Source organism: Aestuariivivens sediminicola (assembly GCF_022662015.1).
Taxonomy (GTDB): Bacteria; Bacteroidota; Bacteroidia; order Flavobacteriales; family Flavobacteriaceae; genus Aestuariivivens; species Aestuariivivens sediminicola.
This window is the reverse complement of the sequence record NZ_JAKMCM010000002.1, coordinates 265038-283931: the sequence shown is the minus strand read 5'-3', so window position 1 is coordinate 283931 and position 18894 is coordinate 265038. Positions and strand designations below refer to the sequence as shown.

Here is an 18894-nt window from a genome sequence, read left to right as displayed (position 1 = left end):
ATCATATAGCTTATCTATAGTTTTCTTCTAAAGAAATGTATTTTAGCAAAAACAATATTAGGGTGGGATTTATATATAATGGGATTATTCAATTTTTTGGTTTGACCTTAAAAATAATTGCGGGTTTCAATCAAAAAATTGCCTTAGGTGTACAAGGACGCTCCAAAACGTTTGACATCTTACGGAAAAATTTAACCCACGGGGACAAGACCCTCTGGTTTCACTGCGCCTCTTTAGGTGAATACGAACAAGGGCTACCCATTTTTACTGCATTGAGAAAACATTATGCCGACCATAAAATCATTCTTAGTTTTTTTTCTCCATCGGGCTATGAAATCCGTAAAAATTCATCTGTCACCGACCTTGTTATTTATCTGCCTCTGGATACCAGGCAAAATGCCAAACAATTCATAGATCTTGTAAACCCTGAACTTACCGTATTCGTGAAGTATGACATTTGGCCTAATTACTTAAACACGATTAAGAAAAGGCACCTTCGCGCTATTTTGATATCCGGTGTATTTCGGGCTGATCAGCGTTTCTTTAAATTTTATGGTGGTTTATTCAGACATGCGCTTTTTGCTTTCGAACATATCTTCACTCAAAACCAGGCCTCCAAAATTTTACTGGAATCCATTAATTACCTGGATGCCACTGTTTCGGGAGATACCCGTTTTGACAGAGTGTCAAATCAATTACATCAAGACAACAGCTTGGATTTTGTTGAAACTTTTAAGCAGGATGATCTGTGCATCGTTGCCGGCAGCACCTGGCCCGAAGATGAGGCCTATCTCGTCGATTTTATAACTTCTGCCTCCTTTACAAACCTGAAAATAGTCATTGCTCCTCATAATATTAAACCGAGTCAAATACGTAAATTAAAAAAGGAATTGCCAGTAAGAACGGTTTTGTACTCCGAAAGTGATTACACTTCACTCAAAAACAGTCAGGTGCTTATATTGGATACAATTGGTTTACTGTCCAAAGCTTACAGTTATGCCGATATTGCCTATGTGGGTGGTGCGGTGGGCCATACAGGTTTACATAACACCCTGGAACCTGCAGTCTTTGGTGTTCCAATACTTATTGGTCAAAATCATAAAAATTTTCCTGAAGCCAGAGCCATGATTGATCTCGGTGGCATGTTTTCAATTTCCAGTTCAGAAGATCTCCAAGCCCGTTTAACAGAACTAATTTCGAATAAGACATTGCGATTGTCTTCTGGTTCTAAAAACGCAGATTTTATTAAAGAAAATCAAGGAGCCGTCATCCAAATACGTAATTATCTTCGTATATAGGGCTAAAATTAGTTGGAATCAATCTTATATTGATTCACCGAAATGTCAAGACATTGACTGAGGGACTGAAAAAAGTAATTAACACTAAATCAATAATTTATGAAAAAAGTAATTTTAAGTTTGGCGCTCGTTATGGCATTAGGTATCGTCTTCACTTCATGTCGAGATACTAAAAAAACCGATTCTGTTGAAGAAGCTGTTGAAAATGCCACTGAAGCCGTAGAAGAGGCCGCTGAAGATGTTACTGAAGCAACTGAAGGGGCCATGGAAGAGGTCGGTGAGGCCGTTGATGATGCCTTAGAAGCTGCTGATGATGCTGTTGAAGCAGCCGAACAAGCAGTTGAAAAAACTAAAGATGCCATTGAAAAATAAGAGAGGTATAAACTCTAACTTATTAAAATTTTTATCGAAAGACCGCTCTCAGCGGTCTTTTTTTTTCATGGCGGGGCAAAGCAGCCCTTGTTGTCACAGCATAGTTTTTTTAAAATACCAACGGATCGCTACGGTGCACAGTTCGATCAACCCGGTATTATGGTAAATTTATCATACCTGACCCTTTAGGTCATTAAGGTTATCTTGGAGGCGACATGAAGCCGCTTCAAAATCCCATTGTAACCTCATTTATAAAGCCTTTATACGCTGGTGTTAACTGAGTTTTTGAAGGCTGGTTGAGGCACTAAATGACTTTCAAATCATCCTGAAGTATACCCCTTTTATAAACGATCCCAGCGTCTTACTTTTTATTGTATCTTAGGGAACTGGGGGACTACTAAGGACACTGTTTTGGGGATTAATTGGCCCATTAACAAACGTCCATTTAATTTAAATCCTGGTTGAAAAAGTCAAACATTATACTCGCCGTCATTGTCCTATCTCAATTCTGTTGTACCTCCCTGTGGTTCGCAGGTAATGGTGTAATGAATGACCTTGTTTCAACCTTTCAACTCGACAACAGTGCCTTAGGAAATTTGACCTCTGCTGTTCAATTTGGTTTCATTGTTGGAACCCTTGGTTTTGCTGTGTTGACGATAGCCGATCGTTTTTCACCTTCGAAAGTATTTTTTATTTGCGCACTTCTTGGCGCCATTTTCAATCTGGGCCTGATTTGGGATAAGAATGGTTTAGCTAGTTTATTGTGCTTACGATTTGTTACCGGCTTTTTCCTTGCCGGTATCTATCCCGTCGGAATGAAGATAGCAGCCGACTACTTTGACCAAGGGCTGGGCAAATCCCTCGGCTATCTTGTGGGCGCGCTCGTAGTTGGTACTGCCTTTCCACATTTACTCAAGGACATGACCGGAACCCTGCCATGGAAGCTAGTGCTGTTTATCATTTCATGCGTCGCATGTTTTGGTGGCTTAATTATGGTGATACTCGTACCGGACGGTCCCTTTAGAAAACCCAGCCAAAAGACTCGATTATTGGCTTTTATACAGGTGTTTAAAGATGACACCTTTCGTGCATCTGCTTTTGGTTACTTCGGGCATATGTGGGAGTTATATACGTTTTGGGCCTTTGTTCCTATCATGCTTCAAACCTATGCGATGGCACACCCTTCAATAACATGGAGTATCCCATTACTATCGTTTTGTGTCATTGGAATCGGTGGTGTGGGATGCGTATTGGGAGGCTATATGTCTGAAATCTTGGGTACCAGAAAGATGGCTTCTACAGCCCTCTTACTTTCAGGGTGTTGTTGCCTCATTTCTCCACTTGCATTTACCATTCCGTATGGGAATCTGTTTCTTGTCTTTTTACTCTTCTGGGGTATAACGGTCATTACGGATTCGCCGCTTTTCTCAACAATGGTGGCCCAAAGTGCTCCAGTAGAGCTCAAGGGTACCGCCCTTACAATTGTGAACTGCATCGGATTTTCAGTTACCATTGTTAGCCTCCAGATCATGACACTGCTTAAAGCCTATACCGACTCCAGCAGTGTTTATACTATTTTAGCCTTAGGTCCGCTATTTGGTTTATTTGCACTTTGGAGAATATCTGCCGTATCATAAACCAATGGCGTCCTTTAAGTGATTTGGAAAGCGCTACCGCTATGCATAACAACATCTATCCCCTATCCCAAAGAACTATCGATTAAACTTGATTTTTTTTAAAACCAATAACGATGTGAATTACAATTCAAAAATGATGTTAAAACCTGTTAAATGTCTATTAAAATTCTCTATAACACTGCTAAAGTGTCCTATATTTCTTCAAATTAAAACTTATTTTTACAGCCAAAATTGAAGAAAAAGGAATGATAATTAAACAGTGGCTTGGATTTATTCGAAAATATTTTCAAAATACCATTTTCTTTTGGGTTTTAATGTTTAACCTAAGTATGGCACTAGCCCAGGAAAAATCCATTTTAATCGTGGGTTCTTTGGTTGAGGATGCGTCAGGTCAACCCGTTCCATATGCAACTGTCGCCCTATACGATGCAACATCCAGATCACTAATAACCGGTGCTACAACAACTGACAATGGTTCGTTTAAAATAAAAACCTATAGCAGGGATTTCTACGTCGAAATTAGTTTTATGGGCTATAAGACGAAATCCATTTCGGAGTTTCAGGTAGTCGATGGGAAAGTAGATTTAGGTATCGTTCACCTCGAACCGAATAACCAAGCACTTGAAGCAGTGGATGTAACCGGCGAGGTATCCAAAACGGTGTTTAAACTAGATAAGCGTGTATTTAATGTGGGCAAAGATATAAGTTCGACCGGAATGAGTGCTCTCGAAGTTTTAAATAATGTCCCTTCAGTGAATGTCAGTATTGAAGGTGCCATAACCTTACGCGGGAGCAGTGGTGTACAGATCTTGATAAACGGTAAACCTTCAGTTCTTGCAGATCAGTCGAGTAACGCCTTGGGCACCATTACGGCAGATATGATTGAAAGTATTGAGGTCATCACCAATCCATCGGCTAAATATGAAGCTTCAGGGACATCGGGTATACTGAACATTATCATAAAAAAAGAAGACAAAGAAGGATGGAACGGTTCGATTTCTGCAAATACGGGATCTCCGGATAATCACAGTATTGGAGGTAGTATAAACCGAAGGACAGAAAAATTTAATCTATTCACACAATTTGGAGTTGGATACCGTTCGTTACCCGAGAATAATGAAGCCAAGAACAGCAACCTCATTAATGGTGAAACAGTTTTCAGTAAAGGCAAAGAATTTCGAAATGAGACGTTTTTCAATATTACACTGGGTACTGACTATCACCTGAACGAATTCAATGTGTTTACCCTTTCAGGCAATTTTGCTTATGAGATTGAAGACCAGCCGTCGGAAACCAATTTTAGTTTTTTCGAAGAAAACAATCTGATATCCAAATGGGTGCGAAAGGAAACTACAGATGCCGATAATCCGAAATGGCAATACGAATTCAACTGGAAGAAAACGTTCCCGAACAACGAAGAACACACCTTTCAATTGAGTGCTTTGGGAAGTTTTTTCGGCAAAGATCAGGCCTCTTTTTTCACAGATACAACTCTCGAAGGCGATAATGTCGATAACAATCAAAGGACAGCCACCACGTTTCAACAGGCAGATTACACCTTTAAAGCAGATTATGTCGACCCCCTATCAGAAGAATACACTATTGAAACAGGGGCTCAATATGTGATTAATGATGTGGGCAACGATTTTACAGTAAAGGATTTAATAGATAATGTATACGTTACGAATGACAACCTAACCAACAATTTTGAATGGAACCAAAAGGTATTGGGCATATATGCCACCGGTGCTTACGAAAATGACATCTGGGGCATTAAATTAGGGCTACGAGTTGAAAACACCGATCTTAACACACTTCTTACCAATACGAACGAAGCCAATTCACGGAATTTTACCAACCTCTTCCCGACGGTTCACTCCTCCTATAAATGGAGTGAGAATTTTTCGCTTCAGCTTGGCTATTCTAAACGTATTTTTAGACCCCGCTTATGGGATTTGAACCCCTTTTTTAATATCAGGAATAATTTTAATATCAGGGTCGGTAATCCGAACCTTCAACCTGAATTTACCAATTCATATGAATTGACCAGTATTTACACTATTGGAAAAGCCTCGATGAGTTCCAGTTTATACCACCGTTATACCACTGACGTCGTTGTACGTGTTTCAACCTTTGAAAACAACGTTACCGTAAGGAGACCGGAAAACATAGGCACAAATTCAACCATTGGTTTTGAAACCAACGGAAAGTGGAGTCCGAATACATGGCTTACCCTGACGGGTGATTTCAATTTCAATTATTTTGATCGCAAAGGAACTTTCGAAAGTCAGGTTTTTGACTTTACAGGTCGGCAGTGGTCAACCCGTTTAGGATCTAAAATAGGGCTCCCGTCTGACATTGACGTCGAATTGAATGGAAATTACCAATCCGGGTTCGAAACGGTACAGGGCGAACAAAGTGGTTATGCCTTTATGGATTTTGGATTGCGAAAAAAAATATTAAAAGGTAAAATAGTTCTTAACCTGGGAATCCGAGATGTATTTGCCAGTAGGATTGAGGAACGGTTTATAAATCAGCCTACATTTGAAGTCTACAATTTTGAACAACGCGGCCGTTTTTTTACGTTTGGAATAAGCTATGGTTTTGGGAAGGGGGAAGCGATGACCTATTCAGGTAGAAGAAGGTGATCCTTACAGGCTATGGCTTTTAAATGTCTTATGATTTTCCTCACCATCATATTTATTGATTTTCTAATTTAATTAGAACAGATGAACAATGAATTGATGCACATCAGTTAACTCATTTAGAATGCTATCCCTTTTTATGAATTTTAAACAGAACACGCACAAGCATTGATAGGGGAATTATCAATTAATTTAGTAAAAAAACACAATGAAAGTGCATCTGTAACGCTCAGGGAATATCAATATCTTCCAGGCCACTCTTCATTAAGTTTTATAACTTGAATTTCATCTTGATGAGCGGTTAGTATCCTTTTTCCTGTTTTAAAGTCCTTCACCATAACAGCGCGATCATATTACTCTCCCAAAGCAGTGTATGCCACATAGGTTAATTGGTCAGTTTTAAAATTATTCACTCCGCACGAATAAAGAACTAAGAATCGGATATCGGTCTGAATATAGAATAACCTCGACACAATCTTTCAGCCGATTTAGCTTTTTAAGACGACTGTTTATAACTCCATTAGTCTAATACACGCTTTATCTTACGGCATTTAATATATTTGATTTGTGAGCTGGCATATGAGAAGATAACTAGTCTATCTGTTTAGTTATTCATTAAAATTCAAAGAGTGAATACAAACCGTGTGTTGTCTCGAAACAAAACCTATTAAGTTGTGTTTATTTCGAACAATAGAAAATGATAACAACTCAATGTAATGAAGAATAAATTTCTTTCTTTCACCATTACTTTCTGGGCATTTGTTGCCTGGACACAGCAACCCGTTGACTTTGTAAATCCCTTTATAGGAACTGAAAATTCAATACGCCCATCCATTTGGGAAGCAAATGGAGGCACTTATCCTGGGGCGGTCCTACCATTCGGAATGGTGCAGGCAACCCCGGAGGATTATCACTATAACACACGGTTCATAAAATCCTTCAGTCTACTGAATCATATCAGTGGCTATCCTCATGGTTCTAAAGGCAATTTTCAGATTATGCCTGTTAGAGGTGATTTTTCCGACATAGCAACAGTAGGATCGTCTTTTCGACATGATAATGAAATCGCAACACCAGGTTACTATTCGGTGTTTTTAGAGGATTATGCAGTTCGATCAGAAATGACAGCTACTGTTCATGCAGCCTTTTTTAGATTCACTTTTGAAATGGGAGAATCAAACGCCATTTTAATCCATGACCTCGACGAAGCCCATCAAGACCCTGCGGGTAAGATTACTGGAAAAAGTCATGGTTACCATTTTGTTTTGATGTTCGATGCCCCTTTGGATACCGTTAATTTTAATGGTAACGGTCTTCTTCTCAGTCTCAAGGGCAATGTGTCTGAAGTTTTAGTAAAAATTGGATTTTCCCCAACATCAAAGGAAAAAGCAATTGCTAATCTTAATGCTGAAATTCCGCATTGGAATTTTAATTTAATAAAAGATACGGCTCACGATGTATGGAATGAACAGTTAAATCGCATCATTGTAGAAGGCAACAATGCAACCGATAAAGAATTGTTTTACACTGCCCTTTACCATACTTATTTGGCTCCACAGATTATTTCAGATGTGAAAGAACCAAATCGTTATGCTAATCTCTCACCATGGGATACCTATAGGTGCAAACAACCCCTGTTAACCCTGCTGGATTCGGAGATTCAAAAAGATATGGTTCAATCTGTGCTCGATCAATATGAAAAGGACGGGCTAATGGATCCAGGACCCATGACAGGCGTTCACAACATTCCTATTCTGACTGATAGCTATTTTAAAGGAATTGATTTCGATATTAAAAAAGCCTACAAGGCCATGGAGACCAGTCTGATGATCCCGCCCTATGGCAGAAAGGATATAAAAAGCTTTTATGAACACAATTACGTGCCTGCCGAAATAGGTTACTCGGTTACTAAAACAATGGAATACGCTTATAATTTTTGGGCAATGGCCCAAATAGCCAAAGAACTTGGAAAAGCATCCGATTACAGTCAACTTCTAGAAAAGAGCACGTATTTTAAAAATATTTATAATCCTGAAACCAAGTTTATGACGGCAAAAACCAAATCAGGAGCCTGGGCAGAAGGAGGTTACAGTGAAGGGGACAAATGGTCATACAATTGGACATGTACCTATGATATTCAGGGTTTAATCAATCTGGCCGGTGGAAACGAAGAATTTGTAAAACAATTGGATACCTGTTTTTATACCGGACACTATTTTCATGACAATGAACCACAGTTACACAATGCCTATTTGTATTCCTATGCAGGGCAACCATGGAAAACACAGGAAACTGTGAGAAATATTCTTGATTTGGATTACAGCAATCATCCTGGTGGAATCTCCGGAAATGACGATTTAGGAGCACTTTCGGCATGGTATGTTTTTAGTGCAATGGGCTTTTATCCTGTTTGTCCGGGAAAAGCGGAATATGTTATTGGAACGCCGCGCTTTGAAAAAGTTACTATTTCACCCTTCGGCGGTAAGCCATTTGTTATCCATTCCAAGGAGGTGTCAAAAAAAAATAAATACATACAATCCGTAAGTTTGAATGCTCAAGAATACTCCAATCTTTGGCTGAGTCATCAGGACATAGTTTCAGGTGGTACGCTAACCTTTAAAATGGGTGAAAAACCAAACATCAGAGCTATTCATCATAGTGCTTTACCATTTTCAGAGACTAAGACATCACCGGAATTTAAAATAGAAGAATGGGGGCTTTCAAAGAATAAATTTGGAGCAGGAGATCCCGTGGAAATTTCTATATTAATAGAGAATAATACTGCCTGTGCAGGCACTGTTCCAATAACTATTTTTATTAACGACAAGATAAAAACAACAAAATGGTTTCTTGTTGACGGCCCGGGTCATACCTTTAAAACTACTTCTCTAAAATTTTATAAACCCGGCACATACACAATTAGAATAAACGAGGAAGGAACTAAAACATTTGAAATAGAAGCAGATAAAAAGGCTGAATTTAGTTATGAAAGTTTGAAACTGCCGTTACCATCTATAGCCAAGACAAATACTGACGTTGAAATTAAAACGAGATTGAAAAATATTGGGAGTTTCGCAGGAACGGAACGTGTTGAATTAGTGATAAACGGTAAAATAACTGACCAGTTAACACTGCATTTGGAACCGGGAGAGGCTAAAAACATAAGATTCGAAAAAACGTTTCCTAAGGGGGGACATTATGAAATTCAGGTGGGTAAAACAAAAGCTGAGACCTTGTTGGTTTATGGGCCTGAATTTTCTGAAGAAGTAGTATACAATAAACGTATTAAACCTATAATGGCTTATGATTTTAACAGTCCTGGCGTATCGGTTATAGAAGATTTCTCCTATTTACATAATCCCGCAATCGTGCATGGTGCAGTCGAATGGGTGGATGGTATTTTTGGAAAAGCAATAAAAACGAACGCTTTCAGAACGGCCTATATTGAAATTCCCAACCATCCTAAGTATGATAACATTGCCAACGGAAAGATTATGACCATGATGCTTTGGGTTTATCCTTTAGATGAAAAAAATTTTTCCGATATTATCAGCAAAGGTGATTTGAACGTCATTCAGGTAAGGGCAAGTAATACAGAAGTGAATTATTATTCCGGTGGATATCAACGTGGGGAAGCCTATACGCTTTTACCTGAAGACTGGAACAGAAACTGGCATCACCTTGCCGGCGTCAGTGACGAACAAAACTTAAAACTCTATATAGACGGACAACTCATGGTAACAAAACCATTGGAAGAGGGTATTAATTTTACAGGTACAACAGATCATCCATGGAATATTGGACGAAATGCGAGCCACCCTGACCGTGTATTTGACGGTTATATCGATCAGCTGATGATTTTTGATAAAGCCCTTTCACAGAAGGAAATAAAGGAATTCATGCTCTTTATGAAAGATTGAACTCAGTAAACTTCATTATATTTAACCATTATGAACGCAATTAAATCTATGGGAATGAGATCAACACTTCTTTTTCTAATGGCCCTCTTACTTTTCTCTTGCGGAAAAAAAACAGGCAGCAAATCAGTTCCGTCAGACAAGGCTAACCAAGTTAAATTAGCAGCATATAACGTGGAGTACAGTAAAAATGCCTCGGCATCGGAAATCGGAGAGGCTCTCAAAGGCTATAATTTTGATGTGATCTGTTTTTCTGAGGCGCCCGGCGGAGATTGGACAAAGGAGGTAGGTTCGATACTGGGCCTGAATCATATTGTAGTCGGTAAGTACTCCACCGCAGGACATGAAGATAAGTACAAAACGATTGCCAGCAGGACCCCTTTATTTCATCCTGAGGAAGTTTTGATGGCCGATACACTTCATACCGCTACCCGAGCTCAAACAAAAATTAACGATACTGAATTTACTATTTATTCTGTTCATTTTCCCTTTGGATGGAGAGATCAGGCCCATATTGATGAGACTACGAACAAAGTCCAAACTTTTGTTAATTATTTAAAAGAACGTCAAAATAAAGAGTTAGCTATAGTGGCTGGTGACTTTAATTTCATACCAATACATAAAGACAGCATAAACGCCTATCACAAAATGTTTATAGATATCAACCTCGATGTTCATTGGAAAGCATTGGGCATAGATTGTACAAAACGCAATACATACAATGCACTGGTACCAGAGGACCATGGCAATGGTGAAGTCATCGACCATATTATGTATAATCCCTCTAAAATGAACGTTCTAGACGGTAATATTATTGAAATGGAAAAACCATTATCCGATCATAAACCGGTATGGGGATTGCTCGAAGTAAAATAAATGGTCCGGAAAAAGAGTATGTGGTTATTTTTAACTTTCAGTGGACCATACATTTCATAGTCTATTGACTCGAATACGATTGAACCGTTAAAAATCACCATTCTTGCATCGATTTCACTTTGGGCGTTTTCACCTGATGACCATCCGCCCAAAGCGGGGCAAACAGGACGGAAATGGTCGTCTCCGCATTAATTTCTTCCAATTTTATTTCCAGCCTACGCACGCCCTGATTTATTTTTTGAGGTGCTAACTGTACCGCGGATTGTTGGGTAAATCGGGCATGCTCCGGAGATAAAAGTCTCACTTCCAATCTTTTTTCTTTGATGTTAAGCATGGCCAATTTTCCGTTCTCAGAAATCTTAATCTGAGCATCAGTGGTGATACCCCATTTCAATGGTGTAGGATGTTTTGGTGTTATTTCATCTTGAATTAGAATTCCCTGGTGCCCTTTTAAAAGTAGCGCTCCCCGAGTAACTTGCCACGATTCTGCGGGATAAGCTGTGCTCAAGTCAATAATTCCAAATGGGGTTTCAGACATTGTTTTTACTTTTATAAATTTGGCATTACCCAATACATCCTGACTTCTTTCTCCTAGCATTGGCACATTATGACTGTCCGAAAGCATCCTGTAATATTGCCAGCGCTCACCCCGTTTTCTTTTATCAAAATATCCAGGTAAATTGTAATAATCACTACCTAAATCACGAACCCAGCGCTCCCCCAACGCGTCCAATTCAAAATTACCAAGATCCAGATGCCCATGATTTACGGCATTATATCCCGCTTTTATGGCGAAAAATAAAGCATTCGGATTATCCCATTCGCTGCGAAACATCATGACTTCCACATCGCCGTCAAAATATTTGACCAACTCCTTGGGTTGATCGGACAAGGAGGGGGGATAATACCAGATGACATGTTCTGGTGTTGCTTCTAAAGATTTCATGACGGCATGTTCATGATTCGCAAATGACTCATTGCCGTATCTATTGGCTAACCATAACATACAGGGGGATGAACCCATCCTGTTCCTTTCAGCACTATCAGCAAAGTTGAACATATAGCCTGTCGGGCCTTCACAATACATCATAAAGTAGCCTGTTTCTGCCATACCCTCAATTTCAGAAAGACCAAAATCAGTACCTAATGCTGTCCGCATAGCTTCGAGTCCATAAGCCGTATACATCGTAGCATAATTCCAATAGGCAGGCCCTTCCATCCAAGCGCCATCGGGTCCATAATTAAGTAATGCATAAGGAAGCGAAGCCACAGCCTTAGAAACGATAAAATCTGCATATTCGGGGTCCGACTCCCCAATAGCCAAAGCGCCAACTATCAAACCCCCATTACACACCTGATTCCAATTATGCTCGTCTTTTGGCCATCCGTTATAACCTAGATCCTTTCCGGAAAGCCCATTCTTACCCGGTTCTAAGGCATGTTTTATTAATCCTTCTTTAATCGTTAGTCTTTCATCGGGCTTCAAATAGGCATACAGCCAATCATATCCTACACCAACGGCATGCGACATTTCGGCGACATCCAGGAAATGTGAGGTATTCCAATCCATAAAGGACACCACCTGCAACAAATTTTGTTTTGCAGCCGCTGCATATCGGTCTTCACCAGTCCATCTATACGCTAACCCCAGGGCATAAATACGAGCACGACAAGCTCTGCTTACATGTAACAAACGCGGACCAATAAGTGTGTGCTCTAAAGGTGTAGCCTCCAAATATCGATTTGCTGCTGTTATGACGTCATTTATGTAGCGCTGCAGCAATGTATCTGACTTCGACAGAACTTTCAATTCGTTCAGTCTGTCATCCGTCAATATTAAACGTGGATGATCTGCTTTGAAATGAGAAAGTACTGCCTGAGGCGCTCGACGAAGTAAAGGATGCTGAGCAGGAAGAGATAGCTGAACCGTCAACAACAAAAGAAACATACTATTTTTCATAAACATTATGTTAACTTTTTACAAGTTACTCAAAATAATACGTTTCCCTTTTCAGAGCCATTAGAAAATTGCAGTGTCAATTTAAAGTTAGATTCAGTATAAAATTAGCATATGCTGTACTTTGGCTTCTTATAAGAAGACATTCTTCAAGATAGTTAAGAACCTGAAACTTCTCCTGTCTTCCGATATAGGAGCAATTCCAGAGCGTTTGAAAAACAAGATAATGTCATCAAACATATATCTAGGTTAAACTTATTAAAATAAAAAAGCCAAAACGTAAGTTTTGGCTTTTTCCATGCACAACATATTAATGTATTGTCGAACAAAATATTAGAATTGTTTCATATTTAAGGAAAGCTTTTTGGATTTATTTAATAAATTCGACAAAATCAAGATCAACTATTTTAAAATTGGCATTATTTTAAATCTACAATGGATTAATTGAATCTAATTCATAAATAAATTTACTTTAATATATGTCTGAACTACTTTCTGAATTTAAGTTCTGGATAATTTTCCTTGTATTAAATTATTTAAACTATTTAGTTGTTTATATTTTGCATTATCGAAAGAGTAGGTTTTTACCCTATATCCGTAATCTAAAGAACAAAAAAATTGGGCTAATAGCTGAAGGTAATTTGGACTTCTTTAGATACAGTGTTGAAATATCCTTCATTATTATTATTTCTCGTTTTTTTGATTTACATAATTTTTCAATTCCTCTTCTCATACTTTATTTTATTTTTTTAATTTTTAACTTCTATCAATATTCATTTAGAAAAATATATGAAACCGAGCCAATTATATTTAATGACTTAAAGCTGATAAAAAACGGTATGGCAATAATCTGGCATGAATCAAAATTTAAGGTTTTAGTCGGAATTATTATTTCGATTTGGTTTCTGTTTTTTTTGAATAAGCTACTTAAGGTTTATCTCATCAGTAATTACGAGATGCCTCTATCTCAAAGCTTTATTTTAATAAGTTTTGGCAAATTTTTACTCGTTGTTTATTCAGTTTATAAATTTAAAAAAGGCTATAGAGATTATCCTAATGACATCTATCTACGCTACCACTTTACTTCGATAGAATTATTCGTTAACCTTGTAAAAAGTTTTGATTGTTATAAGTTATCAAAATTAAAATTTGGCAATAACTATAAGATTGCAAGGGAAAATATTGATATTGAGCTTAACGATATTGCTCCTAATATACATTTCATTTTTGTAGAATCATATGGATCACTATTTTACAACGAAAAAAAATTACAAATTCAAGCCTATAAAACTTTAAGAGACTTTAAAAGAAAAATTAAAGACAAAGGTTTTGGTGCTATTTCAAATTTCAGTGAATCTACGACGACCGGAGGTCAATCATGGCTTACATATACGTCAGTCCTTTTTGGTTATAGAATCGATAATAATACATTATTTGAAAATCTTTTGAATGATCCACATTTCTGTAATAGTAATGGATTCATGCAATTGTTTAAAAAAATGGGATATACCAATTATAATCTGAACCCTATAAATCCTATAAATGGTATCACTGTACCATATGAGGCCATGCGAAAGATGTATAGTATTGATCGCTGGATTTTGAATAAGGATATTCAATATACAGGTGACAAATATGGTTTCGGCGCTGCTGCCCCGGACCAATACTCTATGAATTTCACTATGGATATAATAAAAAAGGAAAATAAAAAACCTTACACATTCTTTTATTTAACCAAAAGTTCTCATTCACCTTTTCCCAAAGTTGAATTAGTTGATGACTGGAGAACCCTGAACCATACCAATGGAAGTATTCATGAACACAAAGGATTTCTAAAATACCCAAGTTTAGACGACTATGCCCAAGCCATAAACTATCAGATTATGAATCTACAAAGGTTTATTTCTGATAGTGATAATAATGATGATATATTTATTGTTTTTGGAGATCATCAGCCACCAATTTTAAGTAATCCGAGCTCTGATGGTTTAAAAACACCTGTTCATATTATTTCTAAAAATCACAAATTCTTAAATGAGTTTAAAGCGTTTAATTTTGTTGAAGAATTGTCAAATGCGACAAAGAGCATAAAACATGAAGCGTTCTATTCTATATTTTTAAGAGCATTTTGTAAAAATTATGCTAAATCTTATGCAAACATCCCCAAATATGAACCAGATGGGCTTCAATTTTGATAAGTTCTATGAAAGGTGGATTCTAATAAGTGGTTTAATACATCTTACAGGGTTTATTATCACCTATCTGAATGGTTCTTCAGTTATTTGGAGCTTACTCTGTGTTATAATTTTCGGTATATACTTATTTAAAATTATAAGTGTTTTGCCAAACCTCCCGTTTATTTATGGTTATGCTAACTGGATTAGCATTCTAAGATTACTCATTATAATCACTTTACTTGGAATTTTTCCATTACTTAAAGATTTACAACTCTTTTTGTTTTTTTTGATCGCCATAATATTGGATGGCATCGATGGTTTTGTAGCAAGAAAACTTAACAGTGTCACCAAGCAGGGTGGTATACTCGATATGGAGATAGATGCCTTAATGGTTCTTATATTAACTTGTATTCATGTTATTAATTTTAAGATCTCCTTTTGGATTGTTTTACCTGCTAGTTTCCGGTATATTTATGCATGGATACTTTATGTTCATCCTTTAAAAAGTAAAAAAGAAATGCTTCCCAAAATAATAAGAGCCACTATTGCCGTGTGTTTCTTTTTAGCCCTATTACTTCCGTTTGTTGTAAATTCTTTAATTAGTGATATCATTATAAATATATCAGGGGTGTTAATAATGCTATCTTTTGCTAGTTCTTACTTAATCAACAAAATAAAATCACGTACAAAGTGATATAATGTTACATAGGTAAATGAAAAAATATTTCAAAATAAGAAAAAATTAAATGCGTATTAAAAGGGCAGTTAATTTAATATTCCAAGCAAAATAAAGTTGAAGCTTTATTTAATTGAGGAGTACGATTTAAATACGATTTAAAATTAACACACTTAATTCGCTTAATTATTATATTTCACAATAATGACGACCTAAAGTAAAGTTAATGCTATTGAGGCTAACAATATGCTCTGATAAGAAATTATTTATTAAAAAGCTCTTATTGAAATAAACTTAATTAATTGTAAAAGTCAATATCGTTTCTCCCTGCTACTATAATACAATAGTCCATCTGTTTTTTTTGATAGAGCCTTTCAAGCAGTAACGCCCCAAGATAAGTTTCTACAAGAGTTTTAACACTTTTAGTAACTATTTTCCTTAAAAATTTAAATAAGAAAATTAAAATTATTAAAACGAATTTCGATTTTATATTCACTTTATCTGTAAAGAAATAAAGGTTAATAATATTTAGACCTTCTTGTTCCATAAGTTCCTTAAATATAGGGACGGAGAACAACGATGGGGCATTCCACAATACCATTTGTTGTTTACTCTCGGCAGAAGGGTGAATAATAAAATCATCTGCAATGATAAATACGGTATCCTGATGCGAAGCTTTTAATAAATTTTTGAGTGTTTTTGAATAATTCGTACTATGTTTTAAGGATTCAATGGCTATGATGATGTCAAATTTTTCATGATTAATTGGTTCATCAAAGCTCTGATTATGAAACTTAATTGAAGAGGTTAAATTTAGTTTTTTCAATTGAGAATTTGCAAACTCAATTTCCTTTTCACTTATAGAGATACCAAGGCCAACAGCTTGCTTAAATTTAGCCAATTTAAAAAGTGTATTTCCAGTACCGCATCCTACATCTAATACAGACGACCCCGCAGGACAAAGTTCTTTTTTTAAAATCCAGTCCGCGATGTCTGTACAATTATCTTCAACAAATTCTATACGCTTATGAATAGGGTAGGCTTCCTTTTTTGAGAAAATTTCGAATGTAAATAAAGTATCATATATCTCGGCTATTTTACTCATTGTTTCTTCAGATGAAAAATAAACTCATAGGCATAAGAAATACGCATTGGAAATTTTATAATTTTGCCTGTGTTTATTTTTTTCCAAGGCTTTAAAATATGCATCATCCTGTAATAAGGCCAATGATCAGGATAAACTTTTACAATTTTTAAACCAGCATTTTCGAATAGCGTTTTCCATTGTTTAAAGTTCAGGGCATCCTGATGCCCCTTTCTGTTATATAATTTCAATGGTTTAAGTAAAAAGCGCCATGTAAAATTCTCTGAATTTCTTACCATATAACAAATGTCCGCCCCTTTTTTTGTTACTCTCAATTGTTCTGAGAGAACTTGTTCTCTATCTATCATTCTTTCAAGAGAACCTAAACAAGTTAAGGAATCAAAAGTGTTATCCTTGTAAGGTAACTTTTCGGCATTACCATGGGTGATATGTGCGCTCGGACATAATTTTCGGCAACCTTCTACAGCAACTTCAGAAAGATCAATGCCATAACATGTTACATCCTTATCTTCAAGAACCTTTAACATTAAGCCAAGACCGCAGGCCACATCTAAATGCTTACTTTTAGGTTTTGGATTCAATATTGTCACAAAAATTTCATAAGCCCTTAGCGGTCGTAAGTATCTTAAACCTCTTGTTTTATAAATATTGTCAAACCAAGTTTTGATTTGCTCTTGCTCCCTATTTACTACCATAAGTACCTTGGTGTTTTTTCCTTATATCGCAAATACTCATTTCCATATTTACTTTCCAAAAAAGTCTCTTCCATTATGATTTTTCCATGAAAAATCCAGAGGTAAAGAGGAAAAATAATCCATAACAGCCAAAATTTAAAGCAAAGCAATAAACCAAATATAGTTAAATGCATTCCTATTGTTATAGGGTTTCTGCTAAGCTTAAAAATTGCAGATTCCACTAAAGATTTTCCATAGTTTTTTCTCAATGTTATTGTCCCTTTAACAGATATTACGCGACCCAAAATAGCAATAAAAACCCCTGTAACAACAATGTGAAAAGGCATTATTTCAATATTTGAATTCAACAAGAAAAGAATAGAAATAAACAGTGGTGATAAGTAAAAGAGCAGGCTGATTAGGAATCCAAACAGCGATCTTAGTGACTTTAATGAAAAAAAAGCCTTTTCAGAAGAAATTATAGAAACCGTAGAGGCCTCGCTAGGTATAGGTAAAACCAATAAATCAAGGACGAACGAAAAATAAATGCAAATAATGATTACACTAATCCACATATTGAAATAGCTTTAAATAATTTGAACTGGCGCGATCCCAAGAATAAGAATCAACAGTTTGCGAATTCGCTTTAAATGGGTTTGCCAGCATCTCCTTAAGGACCCGATACATATCTTTAATATTAAAAGCATCTACCATTCGACCATTTTCAGTCGAAATAATCTCTGGTGCTCCCCCTGTGTTGAAGGTAAGCACAGGTGTTTCATTATATATTGATTCGTAAAAGACCAACCCAAAACTTTCAGAAAAGGAGGTATGCAACAATAACTTATATGCACTATATGGCACATTCTCAACAAAACCTTTAATTTCTACAAAAGGATAACTCTTTAACTTTTTGGCCAAATCTTTATTTACAATATGACCATAAATGTCAATTGAAATTCCATCGTGAACTTTTAATAAATCGAAAAGTTTAATTGCAAGATTATACTTGCGTTCATCTATGTTTCCAACCATCAAAACCTGTCTTGATTTATGCTCTTTTATACATTCTTGATTCCCTCGGCTAAATCCATTAGATATGAAATGTAATTTTTCTTCGTATTGGATTAAGTTAATTCTCTTAAAATTGGAAACAGCAACTAACGCTTTGGCTTTTTTAAAAATATAAGTGTAAACAGTGTTAAAAAACAAGTTTTGAAAATATGATTTAGTATTTAGTTTAGACAATTCTGGCCAATTATCGTGATAGGTAAACACAAAAGGCGCTTGTGCTACTCCTAACAAAAAAGCATTATAGAAATCTCCATAAAAAATAGTGCAATCGTCCTTTAATCTCATTATTTTAAATAAAGCATCAATCCAATAATTTGTTTTTATGAATTTAACATTTTTGATTTGATGATTTCCAATTTCAGTACCCAAAACAGTTATACTTTCAAATTGGTTTTGAATTCTCGAGAACACCTCGCAAGTTGCTTTTGCACCCCCTGAAAAATTTGTTCCAAAACGAGTAGTTAATATGACCAGCTTATGTCTCAT

The 18894-nt window shown here is 36.4% G+C and carries 13 protein-coding genes; 8 read left to right on the top strand and 5 right to left on the bottom strand.

Annotated elements, in window-relative coordinates; genetic code table 11:
- Positions 1-62 precede the first annotated feature (62 nt).
- The 6 genes from MR041_RS06130 to MR041_RS06105 all read left to right on the top strand — a co-directional run bounded on the left by MR041_RS06130 (position 63) and on the right by MR041_RS06105 (position 10745).
- The gene (locus MR041_RS06130) at positions 63-1298 is read left to right on the top strand and encodes a 3-deoxy-D-manno-octulosonic acid transferase (protein WP_242092719.1); all 1236 of its coding nucleotides are present in this window, start codon (positions 63-65) and stop codon (positions 1296-1298) included.
- A gap of 99 nt (positions 1299-1397) precedes the next feature.
- Positions 1398-1670, top strand: coding sequence for a hypothetical protein (locus tag MR041_RS06125; protein ID WP_242092718.1), 273 nt, complete (start codon positions 1398-1400; stop codon positions 1668-1670).
- Positions 1671-2131: 461 nt separating this feature from the next.
- On the top strand, positions 2132-3307 hold the full coding sequence (locus tag MR041_RS06120) for an MFS transporter (RefSeq protein ID WP_242092717.1): 1176 nt from the start codon (positions 2132-2134) through the stop codon (positions 3305-3307).
- A 245-nt stretch (positions 3308-3552) separates the two neighbouring features.
- Positions 3553-5955 (top strand): TonB-dependent receptor, encoded by a 2403-nt coding sequence (locus tag MR041_RS06115; protein ID WP_242092716.1) that lies wholly within the window; start codon positions 3553-3555, stop codon positions 5953-5955.
- A 713-nt stretch (positions 5956-6668) separates the two neighbouring features.
- Positions 6669-9872, top strand: coding sequence for a GH92 family glycosyl hydrolase (locus tag MR041_RS06110; RefSeq protein WP_242092715.1), 3204 nt, complete (start codon positions 6669-6671; stop codon positions 9870-9872).
- Between the two features lie 54 nt (positions 9873-9926).
- Complete coding sequence (locus MR041_RS06105) at positions 9927-10745, top strand: endonuclease/exonuclease/phosphatase family protein (RefSeq protein WP_242092714.1); 819 nt, start codon at positions 9927-9929, stop codon at positions 10743-10745.
- A gap of 94 nt (positions 10746-10839) precedes the next feature.
- On the opposite strand, the gene MR041_RS06100 is transcribed toward MR041_RS06105, so the two are convergent.
- Positions 10840-12705, bottom strand: a complete 1866-nt coding sequence (locus MR041_RS06100) for a DUF4962 domain-containing protein (RefSeq protein WP_242092713.1) — start codon at positions 12703-12705, stop codon at positions 10840-10842.
- A gap of 476 nt (positions 12706-13181) precedes the next feature.
- Between MR041_RS06100 and MR041_RS06095 the strand changes: the two genes are divergently transcribed.
- A complete protein-coding gene (locus MR041_RS06095) occupies positions 13182-14897 on the top strand; it encodes an alkaline phosphatase family protein (RefSeq protein ID WP_242092712.1) in 1716 nt (571 codons plus the stop codon).
- On the top strand, positions 14881-15573 hold the full coding sequence (locus tag MR041_RS06090) for a CDP-alcohol phosphatidyltransferase family protein (RefSeq protein ID WP_242092711.1): 693 nt from the start codon (positions 14881-14883) through the stop codon (positions 15571-15573). Before MR041_RS06095 ends, MR041_RS06090 begins: the two co-directional genes overlap by 17 nt.
- 280 nt (positions 15574-15853) lie before the next feature.
- Here MR041_RS06090 and MR041_RS06085 read toward each other — a convergent pair whose 3' ends face one another.
- From MR041_RS06085 to MR041_RS06070, 4 genes are all read right to left on the bottom strand, one after another.
- Positions 15854-16660 carry an SAM-dependent methyltransferase gene (locus MR041_RS06085; RefSeq protein WP_242092710.1) on the bottom strand — a complete coding sequence of 269 codons (807 nt, stop codon included), beginning with the start codon at positions 16658-16660 and terminating at the stop codon, positions 15854-15856.
- On the bottom strand, positions 16657-17355 hold the full coding sequence (locus tag MR041_RS06080) for a class I SAM-dependent methyltransferase (protein ID WP_242092709.1): 699 nt from the start codon (positions 17353-17355) through the stop codon (positions 16657-16659). The genes MR041_RS06085 and MR041_RS06080 overlap by 4 nt, the downstream gene beginning before the upstream one ends.
- Positions 17349-17681, bottom strand: coding sequence for a methyltransferase family protein (locus MR041_RS06075; RefSeq protein ID WP_242092708.1), 333 nt, complete (start codon positions 17679-17681; stop codon positions 17349-17351). The genes MR041_RS06080 and MR041_RS06075 overlap by 7 nt, the downstream gene beginning before the upstream one ends.
- Before the next feature lie 217 nt (positions 17682-17898).
- Positions 17899-18894, bottom strand: a complete 996-nt coding sequence (locus MR041_RS06070) for a glycosyltransferase family 4 protein (RefSeq protein ID WP_242092707.1) — start codon at positions 18892-18894, stop codon at positions 17899-17901.